Raw genomic sequence first — 25,184 nt, 5'->3', positions numbered from 1 at the left:
GTTTAATAGATGGACACATGCTTATGCTGCTTGTGCTTATGCTGTTTATAATAAGCGACCAGTTCCGGAATGACAGTAGCCATGTCAGGACACTGAATAGGCGTCCCAGCAAGGTCGCGTTGCGCTTGGGTCGAGTCGTGGCGGCAATGGCACGTGAAGTAGGCTAAAGCTTCCTTTTGGAATTTGACGCGGCGGCGGACGGGCGGCAGGGAAAGGGCCGTTTCGGCGTATTTCAGTGGCAGCGTGAACGCGGGTTCCCGGTTTAATAACGCTTTTAATATCAATTGATGAATCTCACGAGCGGTATAAGGAGTCGGGTCGGTCAGATGATACGTTTGTCCTTCGCCTGCAGCATGGTGGGCCAGCTGGATAGTTGCTTGGACTACATAATCAACCGGCACCAAGTTTACGGTGGCATCTCCTTTGCCGATTAGAGGATGCACAGGCATGAAACGGGCAGCATGTAACATGTTCATAATAAAATAGGCGCCGTCGAATTTGGCTGTTTCCCCGGTTTTGGAATGGCCGGTCACAATGCCTGGACGGATAATTGTACTCGGAATCGAGTTAAGGGTCTGATTGACGATACGTTCAGCTTCATATTTAGTATATTCATAATGGTTTTTAAAGCCTTGGTCGTGTTCGAGTTCGGTTTCATAGATCGTGTTTTCTCTAGAGCCGGACACGTAAGCTGTACTGAAATAGACGTGACGCTCCAGTTCGTTGCACCCTCTCAGCCAGTCGGTCACGTTGCGGGTGCCGTGTACGTTAATTTTCCATGCAGTCGTTAACGGCACAGCGAGGTCATAGGCAGCCGCTAAATGAAAGACGTGCGTGACGTCCTGCTGCATTTTTTTGGAGAGAAAAGACTGGATGCCCAGCTTGTCTTTCGTAATGTCACCTTCAATTAAATGAAGCTTATCACTATGAATGATAGGGTTTTCCGTCAATGCCTCTAGCTCTTCAATCGCGCGTTGTTTCATATTCCCCTCGTGTAAAAGGTAAATGCGGTCGACGGGGTAGCCTTGATAAAAAATCTCTCGAACGAGCTGGGTTGCAATAAATCCGGGAAACCCGGTGAATAAGTATGTATTGGCCATGGTTCACACTCCTCGATCTTTTAGTTTATTATTCGGGAAAACTGATGAAATTCCTGCCAATTTGTAATTGTTTAGGCGAGGTGAATGAGGGGAACGATGGCTATGTGAAGTAAGGAGAGGAGGAGTAACCATTGCGTGTACTAGTGATCGGAGCAAATGGTAAAGTTGGTCAGCATATTGTTAAAAAGCTGTATGATTCTGAGCATGAACCCGTTGCTATGGTCAGGGATACGGATCAAGTTCCTCAATTTGAAGAATTAGGTGTAAGCGTCGTACTCGGCGATTTGGATAAGGATATAGAAAGTGCTTACTATGGAATCGATGCCGTCCTTTTCGCAGCTGGATCGGGGCCGCATACTGGCGCCGACAAAACGGTCATCATTGATCAGGAAGGCGCGATTAAAGCCATTAAGCAGGCGCAGCAATTTGGCGTCAAACGGTTTATCATGCTCAGCACAATGGGAGCCAATCACCCGGAGTCCGGGCCAGAAGGCTTCAGGCATTACTTATTCGCCAAACACCGTGCTGATGAATATTTAAAGGATTCGGGATTGAATTACACGATTGTCCGGCCGGGTATATTGACAAACGAGCCTGGCACGGGAAAAATAAGTCTGGCCGAGCAATTGGACGAAAACGGGACAGTGCCGCGAGAAGATGTGGCTGAAACGATGGTTTATTTATTAAGTGTACCGCGAGCCGAACACGGCAGCTTTGATCTCTTAAGTGGTCAACAGCAATTGGGCGAAGTACTCTCATATTAAATGGCACTCAAAAAGAGCTGGGATATTCCAGCTTTTTTTATGATTCGTCATAATTTTTTCAAATTTGACGTTTATAGTGAACGTTAAGGGGTAAAGGTACCTACGCTATTATATATATGTAGGTATTAAGGCTATGTTTTTACTATTGGAGTAAGGGGAGGGTCATGGATGGATCAACCTATTGTGGTGTACGTCAGTAATAATTGTTCCCATTGCGACAAAGTGGTGGCTAGACTTGAGGAATGGGAGTTAGATTATGAGGTGCGCAATGTCTCTGACAACAAAACACACTTCAAAGAACTTCAACAGGAAAAAATATACGGGACACCGGCCACGTTTATTGGAGATGAAAGAATTCTCGGTTATCAAGAAGGAAAATTGAAGCGTACACTGGGGATAATGACAGATATCCCAGTCGCGAATACAGATGCTTTTAATTACTCATACAAGTGAAGCGGCTTCACTTGTTTTTTTGTTCCAGTTATCACCCATTTCTTAAGATAGGCATAAGCTGAAGTAAAAAGCATCTCAAAGGTGTGAATAACATGAATCCGTACCAAAATAATTATTTTAATTATTATCCTTATCCTCCACCTCAGCCACAGCAAAATGGGTGGCCGCAGCCTGAATACGATTATAGAAACTGGCCGGGTGCTTCATCTATGCAGCAGCAGTGGTATAATCAATTTCCACCGCCTGAAGTATATGATCCCTACAATCCGCAAGTGTTTCAGGCAGCTGCGTATGAATACAATTTGCAAGAACCCTACAACGTGAACGCGCAAATGTATGGCCAAATGCCTGGGCAATCCAAAGGGCTGATGGAATATTTCCAAGATGACCAGGGGCAAGTCGATATTGATAAAATGATGTCGACCATGGGGCAGATGGTCCAGACTGTGAATCAGATCTCCCCGATATTTAAAGGCATCGGGAGTTTTGTGAAGGGGATAAAGTAGTCAGAGGGAGGGGATCCTCCCTCAGATTGTCGAGAAAGTCTCGACAGTCTATTTTTTTTCTAAAGATTTAAATTTTCACCTCGTTAATTGGTTAGTCTTGCAGGTTCGTAAAAAACCGGCTTTCTTAATAAAATTTGAAAGGTACTATATAGCTTCGCAGATTCCAAGGGACTGCAAGGGTGTTTGCGTATAAAGGAAAATCTCCGGGAGCAGGTATTACTGACAGTTGCCCTTCAGCCCAGGAAAAAGATGACCTTTCACCTAGGTAGGATGAGATTGGGAAAGCGTAGTTTTTCGGTTACGGGCGGGCGAATACTGCGAGACCCCTGCGGAAAAACGGGCGATCCGAGACCCCGCAGTGTGGGTTTCACGAGGAGGATCGGGCGTTCGTCCGCGGAAAGCGAGTGGTATTCGCCCGCCCGTGCGCACAAAAAAGGCTTGCAGAAAAAACACAGGGTTTCTCTACAAGCTGAGGGAGGAGATCCTCCTTTTTTTATGCAATAAATTTTACTTATCGGATTCATATGGTATAGTATTGACCATTAGATTTTGAAAATAATGGTGGGTGGCGATGATCATGAAGGTAGGCTGCCTTTGTATTCACGGATATACAGGAAGTCCACACGAAATTGAGCCTTTAGTTGAGTTTCTCGCAAACCGGACCGCGTATGAATTTAAGGTGCCGACTTTGCCTGGACACGGTAAGGGACAGGCTCTTGATTTGAAAGGGCATTACTATCAAGAATGGGTGGCTGCAGCTGAACTTGCCCTATTGAATATGATGGATAAGTATGATCGGATCTACATTATCGGTTTCTCCATGGGAGGAATGCTCGGGGCTTATTTGGCTGTGAAATATTCGATTGATAAACTGATTCTACTGTCGGCAGCGGGAAAATATCTTAGCATCTCGCAAACAGCCAAGGATATTGCGGGGATGGTGCAGGATGCTTGGCAGGGCACGCTGAATGATAACGACCTGTTTTCGCGCTATCGTGAGAAAATGAAGCACGCCCATTTTTTCTCGACGCTGGAATTTATAAAATGTGTCCATTTCACGCGTCCTTATCTTGGGAGCGTGACATGTCCCGTTATGATTGTGCAGGGTGAACTGGATGGGATGGTTCCAAGTGGTTCAGCTGACTTTTTGCAACAGGAAATACCATCCGAACATAAGGAATTCTTACTGCTGAAAAATTCGAAGCACTTGATTTGTCACGGGGAGGATCGTGAGGAACTGTTTGATGCTGTGTTAGCCTTCTTAACTACTGACCATGACGAGGAAGGGAGATAATATGAATTTTGCTAACCATAAGGCCCCGGTGAACCCACCCTTCTACTATGGGTGGGTTATTGTCTTTATCGGAGCGATGGGGATATTCTTCTCTGGACCGGGGCAAACGTATTCCATCTCGATATTCATCGATTATTACATAGATGATTTTGGCTTTTCGCGCTCCACCGTATCGGGAATTTACTCGGCGGCCACGCTATGCGCGGGGCTCAGTTTATTTCTCGTCGGTCGCCTCGTTGACCGTTTCGGCCAGCGTACCATGATGGTGAGTATTGGGCTTCTCTTAGCCATAGCGACGTTTTGGAACGCGTTATTAATGGGTCCCATTATGATGTTTCTCGGTTTTTTCATGCTGAGACTGTTTGGGCAAGGGTCCATGACGCTGGTTCCTAATACGCTGATTCCGCAATGGTTCATTGCAAAACGCGGAAGAGCTTTAAGCATTCTGGCAGTCGGGGGATTTGCAAGTTCCGCTGCATTCCCGCCTTTAAATACGTGGATGATTGATAGTTTCGGCTGGCGAATGACGTGGTCTGTTTGGGGTGTGATGTTGCTGGTCGTGTTTGTTCCTTTGGCTTTCTGGCTGGTCCGGAATCAACCTAAACACATTGGAGAGGTGCCGGACGGAACGCCGAAAGCCACGCGGGAAGGCTCGAAGCTTAATCCGAACGTCGATATCAATGAAAAAAGCTGGACGTTGAAGGAAGCCATGAGGACGCGGGCGTTCTGGCTGATCCTTTTCTGCGTCAGTGTGCCTGCGCTTGTCAATACAGCGATCACTTTTCATATCGTGTCCATTATGGATGGGAAAGGCTTAGGAGAAGGGGTGGCCGCCACCGTGTTGACCTTAATGGCCGTCGTCGGATTCCCGATTACATTTGCTGTCGGGTACCTGGTTGATCGCGTGCAAGTTCATTACGTCTTGGCCGTGACGTTTTTCGGTCATGTATTAACCTTGTTTCTCGTCTTCATTACACAATCAGTCTTTATGGCGCTCGTCTTTGGTGTCGTGTGGGGTGTCATCAACGGATTTGAGCGAATCGTCCTCAATATCGTGTGGCCGAACTACTTTGGACGTGAACATTTAGGCAGTATTAAAGGGTTAGCGCAAACCGTTATGGTCATAGGCTCTGCCTTAGGACCGCTCCCATTCGGGATATTCTATGACTGGCTTGGCAGTTATCAGGAAATTATCCTGCTTACGATACTATTTCCGATCACAGCGGCTATCTTTGCTTTACTGTCTCCTCAACCGAACTACGAGGACTATCATACTGAATAATCGTAATCCACTGAGTCTAAGACATATGTAAATTTGCAAACGTGCATAGGAGCGACGACGCTCACAAGTGGGGCGGTATTTGAACGCCTTCCTTGACATATAAAGGCCGAACGATTTCAGCTGAATCGTTCGGCGTTTTTTATAATTCATTCAATTTTTTGCAGCTTCTCATCATCAATCTTTGAAAAATGCGATGACGAGGCCGCCTTCACCAGCATACGTTGAAATGACCGGGCCCGTTTCTGTAAAAATCGAATCTTTAAACGCGTAACGGTTCTTAATCGCATCGAGCACTGATTTGCCGCGTTCTTCATCGTTGCAGTGGGTGAGCGCGATCATTTTATCTTCAAACTGGTGGGCATATTCGCCAATCTGGTCCACGAAACGACGGATGGACTTTTTATCGCCTCTAACTTTCTCCGTGACCTCAATGCTGCCTTCTTCACTGCTGCGCATCAACAATTTAATGTTAAGGGTTTTAGCAATTGTGCCTTTAACTTTGTCCAGCCTGCCGCCTTTAATGACATTTTCCAATGTTTTAAGAATGAATAAGGTGGCCGTATGTTCAATTTTATCTTCCATATGGGCGACCAATGGATCGAAGTCATAACCTTCCTGAATTTTATCGGCTGCTTCTTGAACGAGCAACGCCATGCCGCTGGAGGCTGTTTTCGTATTCAAAACAGCTATCTGGCGATCAGGCTCTTCCTCGAGCAGCATATTTTTTCCCATCACAGCGCTCTCATAGGTGCTGCTTAAGCCCTGGCTCAAGCTTAACACGAGAAGAGGCAAGTCCGCGGGTTCTGCTTTGAAGGCGTCATAGAATTCGTTCGGACTTGGCGAAGACGTGGACGGGAGCTCTTCAGATTGCTTCAATTTTTGATAAAACGTTGGTAAATCAATGGTTTCCCCTGATTTGTATTGCTCTTGTCCGAAATGGATATTAAGAGGGATGATTTTAACTTGGTGTTCATCAATCAGCGACTGGGGAAAGTCCCCGCCGCCGTCTGTAAGAATTTTAATATGCATGACGTCACCTGCTCTCAAAAGTTTAGCCAGAAGGGGGCAGAGCTACTCAAAACACCCACATCGTCTGACCTTCAAGCTTTGTTTGTCTCTCTAGTATAACAAAGGAATGGACCCAGTGGCTTCTATTTCGAAGCGTGGGTGATAACGGGTTTGACTTTTTTCGTGGTACTGAAAATAAACATCATCAAACCGAAAATGACGATCGAACCGCCTAACCATTGGAACCACGTAATGCCTTCCCCTAAAATAACGTAGGCTAGAATCGATGCACCGACCGGCTCGAACAAAATACTCATTGAAATGGTCGACGTACTGAGCCATTTGAGTGACCAGTTGAATAGCGTATGGCCGAAGAACGTCGGGATAATCGCTAACGCCAGGAAAAGTGTCCAATGATCAACCGGGTAGCCTGTGAAAGAGTGCTGCAGCACGAGGTTGTACACGATTAAGGCGAGAGAAGCCATTCCGTAAACGACAAATGTGTAGGTCATCAACGATAAGCGCTTACGCAAGTTTTGCCCCATTAAAAAGTACCCGGTGACCATAACAGCCCCGAGAAGGGCCAGGATATCCCCGAACAGGGCGAGACCGCTTACTTGAAAATCGCCCCAGCCAATGAGAAAGCTGCCTGTAATCGCTATGATCATGCTGAGTACAGCGCCTGCAGTAAACTTTTCCTGAAAAAAAAGGTAGGTCCCCATAAACGCGAAGATCGGCTGCAAGGTAACAAGCACAACAGAACTCGCCACGGATGTATAATTTAAGGATTCAAACCACAGAATGAAATGGAGAGCGAGAAAAATTCCGGAAGCGGTTGTTAACAGCCAGTCCCGTTTCGAAATTTTGTAAAACTCACTGCGATGCTTCCAGAGTACGTAAGGCGCCATAATGATAACGGCAAATAACAGCCGATAATTGGCGATGATAGAAGCTGGAGCTTCATTGGCCATTTTCACGAACACGGCAGCCGTCGATACGGAAATGACGCCGATCAACACGGCTATATAAGGGTTAAATGGAGGTTTATCCATAGGATCCCTCCTTAGCGTATTAGTTTTTTTCATTTTATCATTGTTATGATTGAAAAGCATTATAAAAATGTGTAGAATTAATTACGTTCGTGTGTTAAGATGAAGTAATCTATCAGTCAAGTACTCTCAAGCCTCTCCGGTTTGTGCGGAAGGCTTTTTTAACATGTCCTCAAGCATATATAGTGAAGGTAGAAGAGATTTTAAGAAAAAGGAGTATGAAATTATAGTGACAACATTTAATTCATTAGGATTGTCGGAACCAATATTGAAAGCTTTGAATAGTATGGGGTTTGAAGAAACCACCCCTATCCAGGAACAAACGATACCCCTAGGGTTGCAAGGCCGCGATGTAATCGGGCAGGCCCAGACAGGTACAGGTAAAACAGCAGCTTTCGGTATTCCGATGATCGAAAAAATCGATCAAAACTCAAATTCAGTGCAAGGCTTGGTCATTGCGCCTACACGTGAATTGGCTATTCAGGTAGCAGAAGAAATCAATCGCTTAGGTAAGGCAAAAGGTGTCAAAGCGTTGCCGATTTACGGCGGCTCCAATATGGAACGTCAAATCCGCGCCTTGAAGAGCAACCAAATTGTAGTGGCGACGCCTGGCCGTTTGTTGGATCATATCCGTCGTAAAACGATCAAGTTACAAAACGTCCACACTGCCGTGCTGGACGAAGCGGACGAAATGCTTAACATGGGCTTTATCGATGATATCAAAGACATTTTGAAATCATTGCCAGAAGAGCGCCAGACGCTATTGTTCTCCGCAACAATGCCGAAGGAAATCCGTGAGATTGCAACAACCTTGATGAAAAGCCCAGAAGAAGTCAAAGTGAAATCGAAAGAGATGACCGTTGAAAATATCGAGCAATACTTCGTGGAAATTCCGGAGAAATTCAAGTTCGATACGCTGACACGGCTACTCGACATCCACGATCCGGCACTTGCGATCATCTTCGGGCGGACGAAGCGCCGCGTCGATGAAGTAGCAGACGGCTTGCAAGCGCGCGGCTTTCAAGCAGAAGGCATCCATGGCGATTTAACACAAGGAAAGCGGATGTCCGTTCTCAACAAGTTCAAACAAGGCCGCATCGAGATTCTGGTCGCAACAGACGTGGCTGCTCGTGGTCTGGATATCTCAGACGTTTCTCACGTCTATAACTTTGACATTCCTCAAGATCCGGAAAGCTATGTACACCGGATTGGTCGGACTGGAAGAGCGGGACGTAAAGGTGAATCGATTTCTTTCGTTACGCCTCGTGAGAAAGCACAACTCAACTTGATTGAAAAGTTGACGAAGAAAAAGGTCGAGCGGATGCAGGTTCCGTCCTCTGATGCCGCTAAACGGGGTCAGCAGCAAGTTGCAATGGATAAATTGCAGAAAACTGTACAGGAAAATGACTTGAATGCGTATCGTCAAGGAGCTAACGAGCTGCTGGAGCAAAACGATTCAGTGGATGTCGTTGCTGCAGCGCTGAAAATGCTGACGAAAGAACGCCGTGAGACACCGGTCAATCTTTCTTCTGTTCAGCCGATCAGCGTGAAAAACGCACCCAAGGATAAAAAGAAAGGCAATCACCGCAATGATAAACGCAACTACAACCGTGGCGGCGGTGGTGGTGGCAAAAAGTCATCTCGCAACCGTAACTTCAATGGTCAGAAGCGTTATCAAAATAGCAAAGGGCGTAACTAAGCGCCCTGCACTAATCCCGTCTCATGTCATGAGATGGGATTTTTTATATAGAAATGGCCCACCCAAGGCGATAGGCGAACTTGGGTGGGCCGTTTATGCGGCAAAATTAGTATTTTTGCGGCAGAATCCGGATTTATGAGCGAGAATCAAATATTTATGCGGGAAAATCGCCATTTATGCGCGAAAACAGCTGAAATATGCGTTTATAGCATCCTGCCGAAGAGGCCGATGATCACCAGGAGGGCGATGCCGCCCCACAACACATAAGTGAGGAGCCGTGTCCACGGAAATCTGCGTTTGCGCCAGCGGTCTGGGTTGAACGTGATGTCACCATCGTCCCGGGGCGACCGTTTCGTACGCCAAATCGAAAACGGTTGTGCGTTGCGCAGGACGAGGGGAGCAATCGCAAAACCGCCGATGAATCCGAATAAATGGCCGAGGATATTAATGTTCGGCTGCACAAAGGTCATCACTAACCCGATGATGAAAATGGTCATGACGATTTGTGAGTTGGTTTGGTCGATTAAATTCTTTCGGTACACCACCATAAAGACGTAAACACCGAAGATACCGAAAATGGCGCCTGACGCTCCGAGGTGCCCGCCGAATGAGTTGGGGTCTACAGCGTAAGTTCCTAAGTTGCCAGCGATCCCGGCAGCTAAATACATCAGGATGAATTTCGTCTTGCCAAGCATTTGTTCCAGAGCCGGCCCGAACAAAACGAGCGAAAAGGAATTGAATAGAGCGTGGCCGATGCCGGCATGGAGGAAGATTGGTGTGACCAAGCGCCAGTATTCACCGGCTGTAATATACGCATTCACACCCACTCCATCACGCAGCCATTGCTGGGCAAAAGGGAATTGAAGGAAGTCAATCAAAAACCATAAGACAAAATGAAGGGCAACAAGCCCCGTGATGATAGGATAGGATCGTATGAATTCTTTAAAACTTTCAGTGCGGACAAACATAGCAGCTCTCCTTAGCTTTCTTCTTATAATGGGACAGAAGCATCCGGCTTCAGTTCATAAATCAACCGTTTTGTTTTTGCCAAAATGAATCGGGTATACTAGTCATATCATACGTTAAAAGGAAGATGTTCATGATAAAAGGCATCGGTGTAGACGTGATTGAAATCGATCGTATTAATCAAAGTATAAAGCGTAACGATAGATTTCTTCAACGAATATTAACTGAAGCGGAGCAACAAAAAGCTGCTGATTTATCAGAAAGACGCCAGGCTGAATATGTCGCCGGACGATTCGCGGCGAAAGAAGCCTTTGCAAAGGCGGTGGGCACGGGGATTGGAGCGCTGCAATTCACGGATATCGAAATCATTACCGACCTGAACGGCGCCCCGCGTATGACCGCAGCAGGTTATGAAGACCAGCTTATCTGGGTGTCGATATCGCACAGTAAGGACGTTGCCATCGCTCAAGTTATTATAGAAGAAACACGTATATGACATAATTGCATAGGTTGTCTCATATTAATTTAATGCGGGTAGGAGGGAACGAAATGGATGTTGTCACCGCACAGAAAATGTACGAAAGGGACCGGGCAGCATTAGAGTACGCAGGGATTGAAGGACATGTGTTGATGGAAAATGCCGGGCGAGCAGCCGCTCAGGATCTCATCCGTCATGTTCAACCTGAGCAATCCATTCTTATTTTAATCGGGTCAGGACAAAATGGCGGAGATGGGTTTGTTATTGCGCGCACCTTGCTGAATAGAGGGTATAAAGTCGAAGCTTGGCAAGTTGTGCCAGACGATAAAATAACGGGAGATGCTGCGCTCCACAAAGGGTATTTGCTGAATTCCGGCTATCCCATCTTTCATGTGGAAGAGGAGTCTGCTTTTGCTGAAACGTTAACCAACGCTGAGGTTATCATTGATGCCATGCTGGGGATAGGAGTGAAAGGGAAACTCCGTCCTCCGTTTGACCGCGTTTTAAAAAAGGCCAACCAAACTAAAGCTTTGCGCCTGGCGGTGGATATACCTACAGGCGTGCCGGCTGATGAAGGCGTGGAAGTTGCAGAGGCTTTCGAAGCGGATTACACGTGTGTGATTGCCGCGCTTAAAGAGAGTGCTTTCCTACAGCATACGCGGGCGTATTACGGAGAGTGGAATGTCGTTGAAATAGGGCTCCCCCAGCCGAAATTGCCTCCAACGCCTATCAAGGTGTGGACGGAAGCAGACGTCAAACGAACGTTTCCTCGCCGCCATGCATTTTCCCATAAAGGAAGTCATGGTAAGGGGATGGTGATCGGCGGGAGTTATTCGATGCCAGGCTCTGTTGCTATGGCCAGCAAGGCAGCTTTGAAGGCAGGTGCTGGTTTGATCACGGTCGCTGCTCCTTACAGCACAATCCCTGCGCTTGCAGCTTATAATCAGGAGACGACGTTTCTCCCCCTTCAGGAGAATCAACAAGGCCTGATCATAGAGGAGGTGTCCCGCGAACATTTTGAGGGGATGGATGGCATTGCGCTCGGAATGGGGTTGGGGAGGCATGAGGATGGCCAAGCTCTCGTCGCGCAGGCGTTGCGTCACGCAGATCAGCCTCTAGTGATTGACGCAGATGGGTTATATCACATTCCGCGTTTACAAGCGATCGTTCAAAACCGAGAGGCGCCCGTCATCTTAACACCTCACCCCGGTGAAATGGCTCATTTACTTGGGGTGTCAGTCTCTGAATTGATGATGGAACCATTTCGCTGCAGCCGGGAGTTCGTTAAGCAATACGGCACCTATCTCGTGTTGAAAGGGCCGGCGACGATCATCACGTCTCCCTCGGGCGAGCAGCGGGTTGAATTATCTGGTAATGCAGGTTTGGCAAAAGGGGGGACAGGAGATGTTTTATCTGGCATCCTCCTCGCTCTCATCATGCAATCTGATGATATACTGGAGGGCCTTTGTAATGGCTGTCACGTGCATGGGAAAACAGCAGAACAGCTGATTGGCGAAGGTCATTCTGAAATGGATATGTTAGCGACTGATGTGATAGAAGGTCTTGCCCGGACTCTTCGTACCTTTTCTTCTTGAATGAGGTGAATGCGTTCCCTTTGTCCTTTATATGAGACAAAGGAGTTGAATTTATGAAGTTACGCTATTCGATCTTAATTTTCGCCTCACTACTACTGGTTTTTCTTGCTGCTTGCGGAGAGAAGTCGAAGGAAGACGTTGTGAAGAATCTCGAGGAACAAGCTGAAAAAATGGACGGCTATAAAACCAATGCTAAAATGACCATGAAAACAGGGGAAGACGAACAGAGTTACAATATCGCGGTGTGGCATAAAAAGAAAGACTACTATAAAGTTGAATTGAACAGCAATGAAGATAAAAAAGGCAGTCAAATCATCCTGAAGAACACCGATGGCGTGTTTGTGCTGACACCTGCATTGAATAAGAGCTTTAAATTCCAAAGTGCCTGGCCTGATAATACGAGCCAGCCCTACTTGTACGCGTCACTTATCAACGACATAATAAAAGATAGTGAAAGCGAGTTCCAGGCTGATGATGATTATTACGTATTTAAGACCAAAACCAATTACCAAAACAATAAGTCACTGCCATTCCAGGAAATCTATTTTGATAAAAAATCATACGAGCCTGTGATGGTCAAAGTATTCGACCAAGATATGCAATCACTCGTCGAGGTTCAGTTCGCAGATTTCTCCAAGGATCCAACTTTTAATAAAGAGGATTTCAATGTTGAGAAAAACATGGCTTCTGTGGAATCCGACGTGCCTGTTGCAAGTATGAGTGAACCTGAGGAGCTTGCTGTCGTGTACCCCGAAGAAACGTTAGGGTCTGAACTGCTTGAGCAAGAGGAAGTCGATGTTGATAGCGGCAAGCGGGTCATTATGACCTACGGTGGTGATAAGACGTATACCATCGTGCAAGAAACAGCCACGACTTCTCCAGTCAGCGGAAATCAAACGATTAATGTTGAAGGGGAGCCGGTGGAATTAGGTTATACAATCGGAGCACTTGATGGAGATACACTGGAGTGGAACCATAACGGGGCGACATTTTATCTGGCCAGCAAAGATCTGACAAAAGAGGAAATGATCGATGTAGCCAGTTCAGTGCAAAGCTACACGTCCAAATAGTCACAGGGTGGGAAGCAGGCTTATCGGTCTGCTTTTATTTTTACAAAAGTACTTTTCTCACTTGTAACGGATTTAAGAAACGTTTCGTGAAAAGAAGAGGGTGGAGCGGATTAGCGGCATTTTAACATTTGACAGGGGTCCCTTCTCCATAAATAATATAGGATAACGTTCGGGTTCGGATGATCCTCGAACCCAGCTTAACCAAGCGTTTATGAGAGGAGCTTCACCGTGAGAATTAAACCTTATCACCGCGATACATGGGTGGAAATCGAACTTGATGCTATCGCTGAAAATATAAAAAATTTGCAACGACGATTAAATGATGAAACCGACATATTTGCTGTCGTCAAAGCTGATGCATACGGTCATGGGGATCTCCAGATAGCCCGGGAAGCATTACGGGCAGGTGCCACTGGCATTGATGTCGCTTTGCTGGATGAAGCGTTAAGGTTGAGGCGGAATGGTATTCAAGCCCCTATTCATGTTATGGGCTGGATACGCCCGGAGGATGCGCCTCTTGCTGCAGACCATGACATCTCGGTCACTTTTTTCCATAAAGAATGGCTCGAGACTGTACAGAGCCTGAGTTTATCCAAGCCGTTAAAGCTCCATATGAAATGGGATACAGGGATGGGCAGAATCGGCATCCGGACAATTGAAGAGATGCAGGCATTGCTGGAGCTCCTTCCCCACGAAAATGTGATGTTAGAAGGCATCTTCACCCATTTTGCTACAGCAGATGAAGTTGAAGCTGAAGGTGAGGCCTACTACCAGGCACAGGAGCAGCGATTTAATGAGATGCTCGACTATTTCCGCACTCAATGGCCTGAAGAGGTTCACATCCACACGGGCAATAGTGCTGCCAGCATGCGTTTTCCGGAAAAAATGCATGATTCTGTCCGGTTCGGCATCAGTATGTACGGCCTTTATCCATCACCTGATGTGCGGGCCCAGCAGCCAATCGAACTGCATCCAGCTTTTTCGCTCCAAAGTCGTTTGGTCCACGTCAAAAAAATCAACCCCGGTGAAGCCCTCAGTTATGGCATCACTTATCGGGCCGGGGGAGAAGAATGGATCGGGACTGTGCCGGTTGGCTATGGTGACGGTTGGATCAGGAAATTACAGGGCATGCATGTATTAGTGGATGGGAAACCGATGGAGATTGTCGGCCGCATCTGCATGGACCAATTCATGATTCGCTTGGATCAAGAATACGCTGTTGGGGAAAAGGTGACGTTGATTGGCTCGCAAGGTGACGAATGCGTGTCCATTGACGATCTTGCTGAGCATTTGGATACCATCACCTACGAAATACCATGCATGATCAATCAGAGAGTGCCGAGAAAGTACGTGAAAGACGGCAAAATCCTGGAGGTGCATAACCCCCTTCTTGAGAAATCATAATGTATTATTTTTTGAGAATAGCATAAAATACCCAAATCAAGAGGGAGTCAAACGTTTTTACCGCGAAAAATCTCGAAACGCCTTTGCATTCAACCTCTGGCAATGATAATATTATAAGTGGATTTAGAGACTGGTTTCTTTTGAGAGAGAGTTTACGGTGGAGGTGGATGATTTTGTCAGATGGTACGCACGAGATTGTCATTCGGATTCCAGAGAACCTGCTAGAAGAAGTCGATGGCTTTTTACAATTTGAAAATAGTGATCGGAGCGATTTCATGTGTCAAGCTACAAAGATGTATTTGCGAGAGAAAAAACAACGGCAAATCAGAGAATCGATGCGAAGAGGCTACATGGAAATGGCGAAAATCAACCTTAATATTGCTTCAGAAGCGTTCCAGGCTGAAGAGGAGGCTGAAAATACCCTTGATCACTTAGTGGGCGGGGTGTGAATCCTGTGATAGTCAAACGAGGTGACGTCTATTTTGCTGATTTGTCTCCGGTCGTGGGATCTGAACAAGGCGGGGTACGTCCGGTGCTTATCCTGCAGAACGATATCGGAAACCGTTTTAGCCCTACTGTAATTGTGGCTGCAATTACAGCGCAAATACAAAAAGCCAAACTTCCAACTCATGTCGAAATCAATGCCGAAAAATATGGATTTGAACGAAATTCTGTTATCCTGCTGGAGCAGATCAGGACAATTGATAAACAGCGTTTGACCGACAAAATAACACAACTTGATGATACAATGATGCAGAGTGTGAATGATGCGCTGCAGATAAGCCTAGGTCTGATTGACTTCTAATAAATAAAGCTGCCTTGTTGAATGGCGGCTTTATTTTTTTGCCATTTTATGTATGTCGAATAAGGTTGTTTTCTGTCTAAATGCCGTTAACTAAAGGTTTTTTTGATTAAAATGTCGAAAGGTAATAGCATAGAAGCTAAAACCGTTATAAAATAGAAGTGATTTGGTATGAAAAAAATAAGATTTTTTGGTAACATTATATTCGGATATTAATTAGTTAGCAGTATTTTAATTACGATATGGCAAGGAAACCTTAGGCGGAGGGTAGGTAATGGATGACAAATTAAAGAATATCGTTTTAGAGAACAGCAATGAGATTGTGAAACTATGGCTTGAAGAAGTGCACAAGAATCGAACTAATGATTACACGACAAATATTTCGGAGGAAATGTTTGAAAGCACCAACCGGGAATTTGTCAATGTCATTTTTACGAGTATCGAGAAAGAAGATTTGTCTTCAGATTTAGATAATTACTCCGAACGTTTGCTAAATCTGGGGTGGCCGCTGAGTTACTTGACAGATGGGATGCAAGCCTTTCGTCGCGTGACGGTGGATTTCATTTTAAAGCAAGCGGAAACGAGTGATGCCGATTATTTTTCCACGGTTCTTCGTAAGGTGGATGATTGGGTCGAACCGATCATTAAGCAGTTGGTGAATAAATACTCTGGCAACTGGGAAAATATCGTCTCGCTGCAACGCAATGCCCTGCAGGAATTGTCGGCGCCGTTGATTCCGGTTATGGATAATATTACAATCATGCCACTCATCGGTACGATTGATACGGAACGGGCCAAGCTGATCATGGAAAACTTGCTTGATGGGGTTATCAAGCACAATGCAGACGTGGTGCTGATTGACATCACAGGGGTCCCTGTTGTCGATACGATGGTTGCCCATCACATTATCCAAGCGTCAGAAGCTGTACGGTTGATCGGATCGACATGTATTTTGGTCGGGATACGTCCTGAAATTGCCCAAACGATTGTCAACCTCGGAATCGATCTGGGTAAATTCCCTACAAAAAGCTCACTTCGGAAAGGATTCCAAAGTGCACTAGAATTGACAAATAGAAAAATTGAAACGATCCAGCAAGACGATGCCGAAATTGAGAATCTACTCGATTCGTTAAACAGGGAGTGAATACTGTGAGAATACCTATTCTAAAACTGCACAATTATCTGCTAATCTCAATCCAGATTGATTTGGACGACCAGACAGCCATTCAGTTTCAGGAAGATTTACTGAAAAAGATTCATGAGAGCGGTGCGAGTGGCGTCGTCATCGACCTGACCTCAGTAGAGATCATCGACTCGTTCATTGCAAAAGTGTTAGGTGATGTCGTGACCATGTCCGATTTGATGGGGGCTAAAGTAGTGTTGACAGGTATTCAGCCAGCTGTTGCAATGACCTTGATCGATCTAGGTATACATTTGCAGGACGTTCCGACTGCGTTAGACTTAGAACAAGGGTTGATCAAACTTCGCCAGGAATTGGAGGAGTAGGTATGGATCTTCAATCCTGTGTCAACATAAAAAAGGAATGGGACATTGTCGGCGCTCGTCAAATCGGGCGTGATATCGCCAAAAAAATCGGCTTCGGAACTGTCGATCAAGCGCGTATTGCTACAGCCATATCAGAGCTGGCCCGAAACATCTATCTTTACGCTGGCAGAGGTAAGGTCTGTTTTGAAGCTATCGACGATTTGAATCATAAAGGCATCAGGATTATAGCGTCTGATGAAGGGCCTGGAATCAGAGAGCTCACGGATGTCATGGAAGATGGTTTTTCTACCTCCGGCGGACTGGGAGCAGGGCTTCCCGGCGTCAAACGACTGATGGACGAGTTTGACATCAAGTCCGAAGAAGGTCAGGGGACGGAAATCAAAGCTGTTAAATGGCTCCGGTAAAGGAGGTAACATATGAGCACCCTAAAACTAGACTTAGAAAACTATAAGGAATTACTTCAAGAATATATTAGAACACAAGACGAGCAAGCCTTATATCAAGCAGAACAATTCAGTAAACAATCATTGCAGCAGAATATATCGCCTGATGAAATCATTAACGTACACATCCAATCTCTAGAGGAAATATACCCGGACATGCCGGAGGATATTCAGGTTTCCTTGAATTTTCTATTGGAAACGATGATCTCTTACGGCTTGGCTTATCAGGAATACCAGTCTCTTCGGGAAAAACAGCTTGAATTGAAGTCGGAACTTTCCGTCGCCGCAAATATGCAGGATACACTTCTATCTACTGAGAAGCCTGAGCTAGAAGAGGTAGAAATCGGGGCGGTCAGTTTCCCTGCCCGTCAAATGAACGGTGACTACCATCACTTCGTGCAGGATAAAGAAGGCTCGCTTGGTGTTTCCATTGCTGATGTTATCGGCAAGGGTGTGCCAGCTGCCTTATGCATGTCCATGATCAAGTATTCGATGGAAAGTTTTCCGGAAACGCGTATGGACCCAGGTGTCATTCTGGGAAGCCTGAACCGTGTTGTTGAACAAAATGTCGATTCCAGTATGTTCGTGACGATGTTTTATGGTCTTTATAATTTAAATGAGCATACCTTTTATTACGCATCAGCCGGACATGAGCCGGGTTATTTTTATCATAAAGCGACCGATTCGTTTGAAGAAATCGATGCCTCTGGCCTGGTGTTGGGGGTCTCTTCCGAGACGACGTATCACGAATTTCAACGTAAAATTGAGATCGGGGATATGATTATTCTGTTGACAGACGGCGTGACAGAATGCCGACAGGGCGATCGCTTCATTGAACCGGATGAGGTGCTCCATATTGTTAAAAAGTTCACGCATCTTCCTGCCCAAGAAATTGTGGAACAAGTGTACAAGCATTTTGAAAGGTTGCAGGATTTTCAGCTTCGGGATGATTTTACCTTAATTATCTTAAGGCGGAACGTTTAAGAGGAAAATTCATCGGGTACTGTACCCTGATTGATTTATTTAGGAGGTTCATTTCACATGAATTTAACAATAGATGTTAATAATAAAGAAAACCATAAAATTGTCTACTTAATGGGAGAAATCGATGCTTTTACAGCGCCAAAGCTGAAAGAATCATTGTTGCCTCTCACACAAGTGGAAGAGCAGCTTGTCGAGGTTGATTTACAAGAGGTCAACTATATGGATAGTACGGGTCTAGGCGTGTTCATCAGCGCGCTTAAGTCAACGAAGGAATACAATTCCGAGATGAAGCTGATTCACATGCAGGATCGCGTTTATCGTTTATTCAAAATAACGGGACTTACAGAAATCATGAACATCGAGTCTACAGTACAAGGTGGAATGTGAGTAATGGAACCATTTGATTTTATTGAAATAAAAGTACCGGCTAAAGCGGAATATGTGGGAGTCGTACGTCTAAGTATCTCAGGTATTGCAAATCGCATGGGGTTTACCTATGAGGATATAGAAGATCTGAAAGTTGCTATTTCCGAAGCGCTGACAAATGGTGTGAAGCACGCATACAGCGAATCGGAGGGTGGTGAAATAACGATCGGGTTCGGCGTATATGAAGATCGCCTGGAAGTCATGGTGGCGGATCACGGCGGGAGTTTTGATTTAGGTGAGGTGAAACGAGATATAGGACCTTATCAGCAGGATGATGAAATCGAAGACTTGCGCGAAGGCGGTTTCGGTCTGTTTTTGATTGATGCTCTTATGGACAAGGTTGAAATTAGCAGCAAGTACGGGGTAATTGTCCTGATGACAAAATACCTCACTGAAAACGAGGTGGGTCTAGATGGCGACCGGATCTCATCAACCCAATAAAAGAGATGGTGAGGTCTATGAATGGATCGCTTATCTGCAAGAAAACCCAACAGATGAGGCCATTCAAGAAAAGATAGTCCTCACCTATAATGATCTTGTAGAATCCATCGCAAGAAAATATTCCAAGAACAGCACAATCCACGAAGACCTCGTCCAGGTCGGCATGTTGGGCCTATTAGCTGCGATTCGCAGATACGACCCGGAATTCGGCAAGTCTTTCGAATCATTTGCAATCCCTACCATAATAGGGGAAATCAAACGCTTTATCCGTGATAAAACATGGAGCGTCCATGTCCCGAGACGGATTAAGGAGCTCGGCCCCAAGATTAAAAAAGCAGCAGAAGAGTTGACCACGACACTGCAACATTCCCCTTCTGTGTTAGAGATTGCCGAGTATTTAGAGGTTTCCGAAGAGGACGTCCTCGAAACGATGGAAATGGGCAAGAGCTACAAGGCTCTCTCAGTTGATCGGAAAATTGAAGCAGATTCAGACGGGAGCACCGTGACCATATTGGATTTGATTGGCAATCAAGAGGATGGCTACGAAAATATCGACCAAAAAATGCTCTTGGAAAAAGTGCTGCCGATTTTGAGTGAACGCGAACAGGAAATTCTGCAATGCACCTATTTTGATAATATGAGTCAAAAAGATACGGGTGAACGGTTGGGTATTTCCCAGATGCACGTCTCACGTCTCCAACGCCGCGCATTGAGAAAGCTGCGAGAAGCGCTGCAATCAGAAGGATCGTCGATGGAGGCGTATTAAGGTGAGTGAATCAGCTCCGCAAATCAACGTTTCCGTCTATCAAAAGCCAAAGAAAGGCAACTATTTCTGTGGCGATAGTTACTTTTACAAGGAGACAGATACGACGTTCACCTGCGCTCTGGCCGATGGATTAGGAAGCGGGCAGCTGGCGATGGAATCCTCTCAAGCTGTAATGGATACGATTGAACAAAATCCCAAGCTTGATTTGGAACCGCTCATTAAAAAATGCAACGACGCACTAAGTGGAAAACGAGGCGTCGTGCTCGGGCTGCTTCAAGTGGATTTAGTGAACCGGACATACTCTTATTCCTCAATCGGCAATATCGGGATCATTATGGTCTCAGATCAAGGAAAAAAGAAGCGCATTATCCCTCTGGCTGGTTATTTGGCCGGCCGTCCCCGGAAGTTTAGAGTCATTCGCGGGGAAATAGAATCCGGGATGATGTTTCTGTTATTTTCTGATGGGGTGGACGACCGCCAGCTTTCGTCCGAACGCGTCAGTATGAGAGATGTGGATCTTGTCACCCGTCGATATGACGAAATGAATGAGATCAACCACAACGATGATACAACCTTGATTGCTATGCAAATCGTATAAAAAATGGCCTTATCCAAAGCAGGGTAAGGTCATTTTTTGTTGCCAAAATGTAGTCAGCAGTGAGAATATAAGTTTGGTACAATGAGGGAGAGCAACATTTTTGAGGAGGTTATCTTTTTGAGTGATATAGACAACAACGCCGTATTGATAGAACGCGTTGCGCGCGAATTACAGCTTGCCAAGCAAACCGTCGGTAAGGTCATTAATCTCTTGGATGAAGGCAACACGGTCCCGTTTGTGGCGCGTTACCGCAAAGAGTTTACAGGCGGTCTCGATGAAGTCCAAATTAAAGCCATTCAAGACCAATGGCAATATATTCAGAACCTTGAGCAACGTAAAGAAGAAGTGATCCGGTTAATTGACGAACAAGAGAAACTCACCGATGAATTGAGACAGGAAATCGAACAAGCTGCCAAGCTGCAGCGGGTGGAGGATCTTTACCGGCCCTATAAACAGAAACGACGCACCCGGGCAACAAAAGCCAAGGAAAAAGGTCTGGAACCATTAGCACAACAGGTGTGGACCCAGGAAGATATCAATCTTGACGAAGAAGCCGAAGCTTATCTAGCTGAAGAGCACGCTTTACATACAGTCAATGATGTCAAAGCAGGCGTGAATGACATTATCGCTGAATGGATTTCAGATGATCCTGCTTACCGTGAATATATCCGCAAGAAAACATTCCAGTCTGGTGTTGTGCATACAGAAGCGAAGAATAAGGAGATAGATGAAAAGGGCATTTTTGAAATGTATTACGACTACGAAGAGCCCATCAAATCCGTCGCCTCTCACCGGATCCTGGCTTTTAACCGGGGTGAAAAGGAAGACGTTTTAAAAGTTGCGATCCATCCGCCTGTCGATGTGGTCCTCACCTATTTGCAGGAGCAAATTATTCAGCCATCAACTAAAGACGCTCTGCGCGAAGTATTGAACGAAGCGATTGAAGATAGCTATAAACGGCTTTCGCTACCGTCGATCGAACGGGAGATTCGTACATCCTTATCAGAAACAGCCGAAGATCAAGCCATCGAAGTCTTTTCTAAGAACCTGAAAAGCTTGCTGCTGCAGCCACCTTTGAAAGGAAAAGTTGTTTTAGGCGTCGATCCGGCTTATCGAACAGGCTGTAAACTGGTCGTGACAGATGAAACAGGTAAAGTGCTGGAAATATCCTTAATGTACCCGACACCACCTAAAAGTGATATAGCCGGCTCTGAAAAAATCCTGCTTGATCTCATCGAGCGCTATCCGATCCAGCTTGTCGCGATTGGAAATGGGACAGCTTCCCGGGAAACGGAGCATTTCATCGCAGACATGATCCAGAAACATCAGCTTGATTTAGCTTATATGATTGTTAATGAAGCAGGCGCCAGTGTCTATTCGGCCTCCAAACTTGCCCGTGAGGAATTCCCTGATTTTCAAGTCGAGGAACGCAGCGCCGTATCGATTGCGCGGCGCGTTCAGGATCCCTTATCAGAATTGGTCAAAATCGATCCGAAGTCCATCGGCGTCGGCCAGTATCAGCATGATGTGTCCCAAAAGAAACTGAATGACTCCCTCACCTTTGTTGTGGAAACAGCTGTAAACCAAGTAGGCGTCAACATGAACACAGCCTCGGCATCCCTTTTACAATACGTGTCAGGGTTGAGTAAAACCGTCGCTTCCAATGTGGTTAAACAACGGGAAGAAAACGGAAAGTTCACAAATCGGAAGCAGCTTAAAACCATCCCGCGTCTTGGCAATAAAACATACGAACAAAGTATTGGGTTCTTAAGAATTATGGATGGGGAAGAGCCGTTAGACCGGACGCCGATTCATCCGGAAAGCTATCAGGCTGCACGTGAACTATTAGCGATGGCAGGCGAAGAGAATGAAGCCTTGGGAAGTGATGAACTGAAAGAGAGGCTATCATCGCTTGATATCAACCAAACGGCGGAACAATTAGGAGTAGGCGTACCTACCCTGCAGGATATCATCAAAGCCCTGGTTCAGCCGGGCCGAGACCCGCGGGATGACTTGCCTAAACCGATCCTAAAGCAGAACGTGCTTTCCATGGAAGATTTAGAACAGGAAATGGAGTTAGAAGGAACAGTTCGGAATGTCGTGGATTTTGGTGTCTTTGTGGATGTGGGTGTTAAACAGGATGGGCTTGTTCATATTTCCAAGCTCTCCAACCGATTCGTGAAGCATCCGATGGACGTCGTCTCCGTCGGGGATGTCGTGACCGTATGGGTGGAGAGTGTCGACCTGCAGAAGCAACGAATTGCCCTATCCATGGTCCAAAAATAAACTTCACGTAAGCAATCGAGCTAAGACGCCAGGACAATTACCATTCCGTTCTAGTGTCTTATTTATATTCCCTTCGATAAAAATACCAGCATTGATTAAGCATTTTGATCTGGTATTTATCTTTCTTGTAAAAGGCACGAGACATTTGGTTGCGCAGCCACTCAGGCATCAAATCCCTCCTTTGGTTCTTTTAAGCAAAATACGTGTTATGATAAACTATGCAAAACCACCAGGGAGTGTGCCTAGTTATGTTGCAAATGACCGACCAGGAACTGCAAGCGTTGACTCGTGAGCTTTCAGACATATATTTTAAAAAGCCCTATCCGGATGACATCGTATTCAATCCACGTTTACGAACCACAGGTGGCAGGTATATCCCTAATAAATGCCTGATCGAAATCAATCCGAAGTATTTGCAGGAACTGGGAAGGGAAGAATTGATCGGCATCATCAAACACGAATTGTGCCATTATCATCTGCACGTTGAAGGACAGCCTTATCACCACCGCTCACAAGCGTTCAAGACATTGATGAAACAAACAGGCTCGCCGCGCCACTGCAAATTTTTACCCTCCCAGGCAAATCGAAGGCGCCATCATTATATGTGCACATATTGTCAGCAGGAATTTCGTAGAGTCAGACAAGTGGACACTAAACGGTATCGTTGCGGCCGCTGTAAGGGAAAAATCGAAAAGAAGACTATACCCATTGACGAAACGTAAACCGCATGTTAAATTATATAAGCCTTAAAAAAACAAGCCTGTTTCTGCGGTGATTTTATCTAAATTTGTTGGCAAAAAGGTTTGACAACAGGGCGGAGATATTATATTATATTTACCGTCGCTGTTAATTAGTGAAGCCGTTAACCGGCACTGACATAATCTTTTTTGCACATCGCTATGACAGTGATTTCAACAATCGTACAGGCTTAAGGATTACTTATCTATTTATTGATCCACCGTAGCTCAGTGGTAGAGCAATCGGCTGTTAACCGATTTGTCGCAGGTTCGAATCCTGCCGGTGGAGCCAACGGAGAAGTACTCAAGTGGCTGAAGAGGCGCCCCTGCTAAGGGTGTAGGTCGCGTAAGCGGCGCGAGGGTTCAAATCCCTCCTTCTCCGCCATTATCCATAAGGCCCGTTGGTCAAGTGGTTAAGACACTGCCCTTTCACGGCAGTAACACGGGTTCGAATCCCGTACGGGTCATTTTTTATACCTAGGTCCGGTAGTTCAGTTGGTTAGAATGCCTGCCTGTCACGCAGGAGGTCGCGGGTTCGAGTCCCGTCCGGACCGCCATTTTTGTTGGGCCATAGCCAAGCGGTAAGGCATCGGTTTTTGGTACCGTGATGCGCTGGTTCGAATCCAGCTGGCCCAGCCAACCTTATACGAGAGCCATTAGCTCAGTTGGTAGAGCATCTGACTTTTAATCAGAGGGTCGGAGGTTCGAATCCTCCATGGCTCACCATTTATGCGGGTGTGGTGGAATTGGCAGACACGCTAGATTTAGGATCTAGTGCTTCACGGCGTGGGGGTTCAAGTCCCTCCACCCGCATTCAATTCTCTTGCTGTGATTAACACGGCATTTTATTTTGATTCATACACGCGGTCGTGGCGGAATCGGCAGACGCGCTAGGTTGAGGGCCTAGTGGGGGTTCACCCCGTGGAGGTTCAAGTCCTCTCGACCGCATTTATATCATTGTTAAAAAAACTATTGCGTAGTTTAATAGATCATGGTATATTGAAAGATGTCGCTTTGATAAACCAAGCGCCCGTAGCTCAATTGGATAGAGCGTCTGACTACGGATCAGAAGGTTAGGGGTTCGACTCCTCTCGGGCGCACCATTTGAACGGGAAGTAGCTCAGCTTGGTAGAGCACTTGGTTTGGGACCAAGGGGTCGTAGGTTCGAATCCTGTCTTCCCGATCCCATTAGCATTCTAATTTTAAATATCTCTGGATATTTTCGTATTAACTCTAAGCAAAGCTAATGAAACTTTATAAACGCGGGTGTAGTTTAGTGGTAAAACCTCAGCCTTCCAAGCTGATGTCGTGGGTTCGATTCCCATCACCCGCTCCATTACAATTAATAGCAACTTAATGATAAGCATACCGAGTCATTAATAATGGATTGGGGCCTGTAGCTCAGTCGGTCAGAGCGCACGCCTGATAAGCGTGAGGTCGGTGGTTCAAGTCCACTCAGGCCCACCATTACTTCGATCTTTGAAAACTGAACAAACCAACCAGTACGTCAATTCAGTTTCTTCTATA

General features: G+C 45.9%; 27 protein-coding genes and 12 tRNA genes. 34 read left to right on the top strand and 5 right to left on the bottom strand.

Translation table 11 applies throughout. From position 1 onward, the window contains the following. Positions 1 to 2: 2 nt before the first annotated feature. The gene (locus tag HOP45_RS14835; protein WP_181350165.1) at positions 3 to 1,100 is read right to left on the bottom strand and encodes an SDR family oxidoreductase; all 1,098 of its coding nucleotides are present in this window, start codon (positions 1,098 to 1,100) and stop codon (positions 3 to 5) included. Between the two features lie 131 nt (positions 1,101 to 1,231). Here HOP45_RS14835 and HOP45_RS14830 point away from each other — a divergent pair, with 131 nt between their 5' ends. The 5 genes from HOP45_RS14830 (at position 1,232) to HOP45_RS14810 (ending at position 5,399) form a co-directional block, all read left to right on the top strand. Then, on the top strand, positions 1,232 to 1,864 hold the full coding sequence (locus HOP45_RS14830; protein WP_181350164.1) for an SDR family oxidoreductase: 633 nt from the start codon (positions 1,232 to 1,234) through the stop codon (positions 1,862 to 1,864). Between the two features lie 168 nt (positions 1,865 to 2,032). Next, on the top strand, positions 2,033 to 2,317 hold the full coding sequence (locus HOP45_RS14825; RefSeq protein ID WP_181350163.1) for a glutaredoxin family protein: 285 nt from the start codon (positions 2,033 to 2,035) through the stop codon (positions 2,315 to 2,317). Positions 2,318 to 2,409: 92 nt separating this feature from the next. After that, positions 2,410 to 2,823: a YppG family protein gene (locus HOP45_RS14820; protein ID WP_181350162.1), complete on the top strand. Its 414-nt coding sequence runs from the start codon at positions 2,410 to 2,412 to the stop codon at positions 2,821 to 2,823. 577 nt (positions 2,824 to 3,400) lie between these two features. Then, complete coding sequence (locus HOP45_RS14815; protein WP_181350161.1) at positions 3,401 to 4,117, top strand: alpha/beta hydrolase; 717 nt, start codon at positions 3,401 to 3,403, stop codon at positions 4,115 to 4,117. Position 4,118: 1 nt separating this feature from the next. Next, on the top strand, positions 4,119 to 5,399 hold the full coding sequence (locus HOP45_RS14810) for an MFS transporter (protein ID WP_181350160.1): 1,281 nt from the start codon (positions 4,119 to 4,121) through the stop codon (positions 5,397 to 5,399). A 174-nt stretch (positions 5,400 to 5,573) separates the two neighbouring features. Here the strand turns inward: HOP45_RS14810 and HOP45_RS14805 are convergent, their stop codons facing one another. Both HOP45_RS14805 and HOP45_RS14800 read right to left on the bottom strand, forming a co-directional pair. Continuing rightward, a complete protein-coding gene (locus HOP45_RS14805; protein ID WP_181350159.1) occupies positions 5,574 to 6,428 on the bottom strand; it encodes a DegV family protein in 855 nt (284 codons plus the stop codon). Positions 6,429 to 6,550: 122 nt separating this feature from the next. Continuing rightward, on the bottom strand, positions 6,551 to 7,459 hold the full coding sequence (locus HOP45_RS14800) for a DMT family transporter (RefSeq protein WP_181350158.1): 909 nt from the start codon (positions 7,457 to 7,459) through the stop codon (positions 6,551 to 6,553). 226 nt (positions 7,460 to 7,685) lie between these two features. On the opposite strand from HOP45_RS14800, the gene cshA reads away from it, so the two are divergent. Beyond that, a complete protein-coding gene (gene cshA, locus HOP45_RS14795) occupies positions 7,686 to 9,155 on the top strand; it encodes a degradosome RNA helicase CshA (protein WP_181350157.1) in 1,470 nt (489 codons plus the stop codon). Between the two features lie 203 nt (positions 9,156 to 9,358). Here the strand turns inward: cshA and HOP45_RS14790 are convergent, their stop codons facing one another. After that, complete coding sequence (locus HOP45_RS14790; RefSeq protein WP_181350156.1) at positions 9,359 to 10,123, bottom strand: rhomboid family intramembrane serine protease; 765 nt, start codon at positions 10,121 to 10,123, stop codon at positions 9,359 to 9,361. Positions 10,124 to 10,254: 131 nt separating this feature from the next. Between HOP45_RS14790 and acpS the strand changes: the two genes are divergently transcribed. The 15 genes from acpS to HOP45_RS14715 all read left to right on the top strand — a co-directional run bounded on the left by acpS (position 10,255) and on the right by HOP45_RS14715 (position 22,920). Then, entirely contained in the window at positions 10,255 to 10,617 is a 363-nt protein-coding gene (gene acpS, locus HOP45_RS14785; protein ID WP_181350155.1) for a holo-ACP synthase, read from the top strand. Positions 10,618 to 10,670: 53 nt separating this feature from the next. Further along, positions 10,671 to 12,194, top strand: coding sequence for an NAD(P)H-hydrate dehydratase (locus tag HOP45_RS14780; protein ID WP_181350154.1), 1,524 nt, complete (start codon positions 10,671 to 10,673; stop codon positions 12,192 to 12,194). A gap of 53 nt (positions 12,195 to 12,247) precedes the next feature. After that, positions 12,248 to 13,264 carry a LolA family protein gene (locus tag HOP45_RS14775; RefSeq protein WP_181350153.1) on the top strand — a complete coding sequence of 339 codons (1,017 nt, stop codon included), beginning with the start codon at positions 12,248 to 12,250 and terminating at the stop codon, positions 13,262 to 13,264. A gap of 234 nt (positions 13,265 to 13,498) precedes the next feature. After that, a complete protein-coding gene (gene alr / locus HOP45_RS14770; protein ID WP_181350296.1) occupies positions 13,499 to 14,668 on the top strand; it encodes an alanine racemase in 1,170 nt (389 codons plus the stop codon). Between the two features lie 167 nt (positions 14,669 to 14,835). Continuing rightward, positions 14,836 to 15,117 (top strand): CopG family ribbon-helix-helix protein, encoded by a 282-nt coding sequence (locus tag HOP45_RS14765; protein WP_181350152.1) that lies wholly within the window; start codon positions 14,836 to 14,838, stop codon positions 15,115 to 15,117. 5 nt (positions 15,118 to 15,122) lie between these two features. After that, complete coding sequence (locus HOP45_RS14760; RefSeq protein WP_181350151.1) at positions 15,123 to 15,473, top strand: type II toxin-antitoxin system PemK/MazF family toxin; 351 nt, start codon at positions 15,123 to 15,125, stop codon at positions 15,471 to 15,473. Positions 15,474 to 15,744: 271 nt separating this feature from the next. Beyond that, the gene (locus HOP45_RS14755; RefSeq protein WP_181350150.1) at positions 15,745 to 16,614 is read left to right on the top strand and encodes an RsbT co-antagonist protein RsbRA; all 870 of its coding nucleotides are present in this window, start codon (positions 15,745 to 15,747) and stop codon (positions 16,612 to 16,614) included. A gap of 5 nt (positions 16,615 to 16,619) precedes the next feature. Beyond that, on the top strand, positions 16,620 to 16,976 hold the full coding sequence (locus HOP45_RS14750) for an STAS domain-containing protein (protein ID WP_370458041.1): 357 nt from the start codon (positions 16,620 to 16,622) through the stop codon (positions 16,974 to 16,976). A 2-nt stretch (positions 16,977 to 16,978) separates the two neighbouring features. Then, positions 16,979 to 17,380: an anti-sigma regulatory factor gene (locus tag HOP45_RS14745; RefSeq protein ID WP_181350148.1), complete on the top strand. Its 402-nt coding sequence runs from the start codon at positions 16,979 to 16,981 to the stop codon at positions 17,378 to 17,380. A 12-nt stretch (positions 17,381 to 17,392) separates the two neighbouring features. Next, a complete protein-coding gene (locus HOP45_RS14740; RefSeq protein ID WP_181350147.1) occupies positions 17,393 to 18,403 on the top strand; it encodes a PP2C family protein-serine/threonine phosphatase in 1,011 nt (336 codons plus the stop codon). Positions 18,404 to 18,460: 57 nt separating this feature from the next. Continuing rightward, positions 18,461 to 18,790: an STAS domain-containing protein gene (locus HOP45_RS14735; RefSeq protein ID WP_181350146.1), complete on the top strand. Its 330-nt coding sequence runs from the start codon at positions 18,461 to 18,463 to the stop codon at positions 18,788 to 18,790. A 3-nt stretch (positions 18,791 to 18,793) separates the two neighbouring features. Further along, positions 18,794 to 19,270, top strand: a complete 477-nt coding sequence (gene rsbW, locus HOP45_RS14730; protein ID WP_181350145.1) for an anti-sigma B factor RsbW — start codon at positions 18,794 to 18,796, stop codon at positions 19,268 to 19,270. After that, positions 19,242 to 20,036, top strand: coding sequence for an RNA polymerase sigma factor SigB (gene sigB, locus HOP45_RS14725; protein WP_181350144.1), 795 nt, complete (start codon positions 19,242 to 19,244; stop codon positions 20,034 to 20,036). The genes rsbW and sigB overlap by 29 nt, the downstream gene beginning before the upstream one ends. Position 20,037: 1 nt before the next feature. Continuing rightward, positions 20,038 to 20,634: a SpoIIE family protein phosphatase gene (locus tag HOP45_RS14720; RefSeq protein WP_370458040.1), complete on the top strand. Its 597-nt coding sequence runs from the start codon at positions 20,038 to 20,040 to the stop codon at positions 20,632 to 20,634. 81 nt (positions 20,635 to 20,715) lie between these two features. Continuing rightward, entirely contained in the window at positions 20,716 to 22,920 is a 2,205-nt protein-coding gene (locus tag HOP45_RS14715; protein WP_219914639.1) for a Tex family protein, read from the top strand. A gap of 58 nt (positions 22,921 to 22,978) precedes the next feature. On the opposite strand, the gene cmpA is transcribed toward HOP45_RS14715, so the two are convergent. Then, on the bottom strand, positions 22,979 to 23,089 hold the full coding sequence (cmpA, locus tag HOP45_RS14710) for a cortex morphogenetic protein CmpA (RefSeq protein WP_181350143.1): 111 nt from the start codon (positions 23,087 to 23,089) through the stop codon (positions 22,979 to 22,981). A 79-nt stretch (positions 23,090 to 23,168) separates the two neighbouring features. Between cmpA and HOP45_RS14705 the strand changes: the two genes are divergently transcribed. The 13 genes from HOP45_RS14705 (at position 23,169) to HOP45_RS14645 (ending at position 25,124) form a co-directional block, all read left to right on the top strand. Further along, complete coding sequence (locus tag HOP45_RS14705; RefSeq protein ID WP_255437682.1) at positions 23,169 to 23,642, top strand: SprT family protein; 474 nt, start codon at positions 23,169 to 23,171, stop codon at positions 23,640 to 23,642. A 232-nt stretch (positions 23,643 to 23,874) separates the two neighbouring features. After that, positions 23,875 to 23,949 (top strand) — tRNA-Asn (locus HOP45_RS14700). 2 nt (positions 23,950 to 23,951) lie between these two features. After that, positions 23,952 to 24,042, top strand: a tRNA-Ser gene (locus tag HOP45_RS14695). Positions 24,043 to 24,052: 10 nt separating this feature from the next. Next, positions 24,053 to 24,124: transfer RNA gene (locus HOP45_RS14690), tRNA-Glu, on the top strand. A 13-nt stretch (positions 24,125 to 24,137) separates the two neighbouring features. Next, positions 24,138 to 24,214: transfer RNA gene (locus HOP45_RS14685), tRNA-Asp, on the top strand. 7 nt (positions 24,215 to 24,221) lie between these two features. Continuing rightward, positions 24,222 to 24,296 (top strand) — tRNA-Gln (locus HOP45_RS14680). Between the two features lie 11 nt (positions 24,297 to 24,307). Beyond that, positions 24,308 to 24,383 (top strand) — tRNA-Lys (locus HOP45_RS14675). Positions 24,384 to 24,388: 5 nt separating this feature from the next. After that, positions 24,389 to 24,470 (top strand) — tRNA-Leu (locus HOP45_RS14670). 50 nt (positions 24,471 to 24,520) lie between these two features. Further along, positions 24,521 to 24,605: transfer RNA gene (locus HOP45_RS14665), tRNA-Leu, on the top strand. 78 nt (positions 24,606 to 24,683) lie between these two features. Then, positions 24,684 to 24,760, top strand: a tRNA-Arg gene (locus HOP45_RS14660). 6 nt (positions 24,761 to 24,766) lie between these two features. After that, positions 24,767 to 24,840: transfer RNA gene (locus HOP45_RS14655), tRNA-Pro, on the top strand. Positions 24,841 to 24,919: 79 nt separating this feature from the next. Next, positions 24,920 to 24,993: transfer RNA gene (locus HOP45_RS14650), tRNA-Gly, on the top strand. A 54-nt stretch (positions 24,994 to 25,047) separates the two neighbouring features. Continuing rightward, positions 25,048 to 25,124: transfer RNA gene (locus HOP45_RS14645), tRNA-Ile, on the top strand. The last annotated feature ends 60 nt before the right edge of the window (positions 25,125 to 25,184 follow it).

This window comes from Thalassobacillus sp. CUG 92003 (genome assembly GCF_013618635.1).
In the GTDB taxonomy this organism is placed as follows: Bacteria; Bacillota; Bacilli; order Bacillales; family Halobacillaceae; genus CUG-92003.
This window is presented reverse-complemented; position numbering and strand designations above follow the sequence as displayed.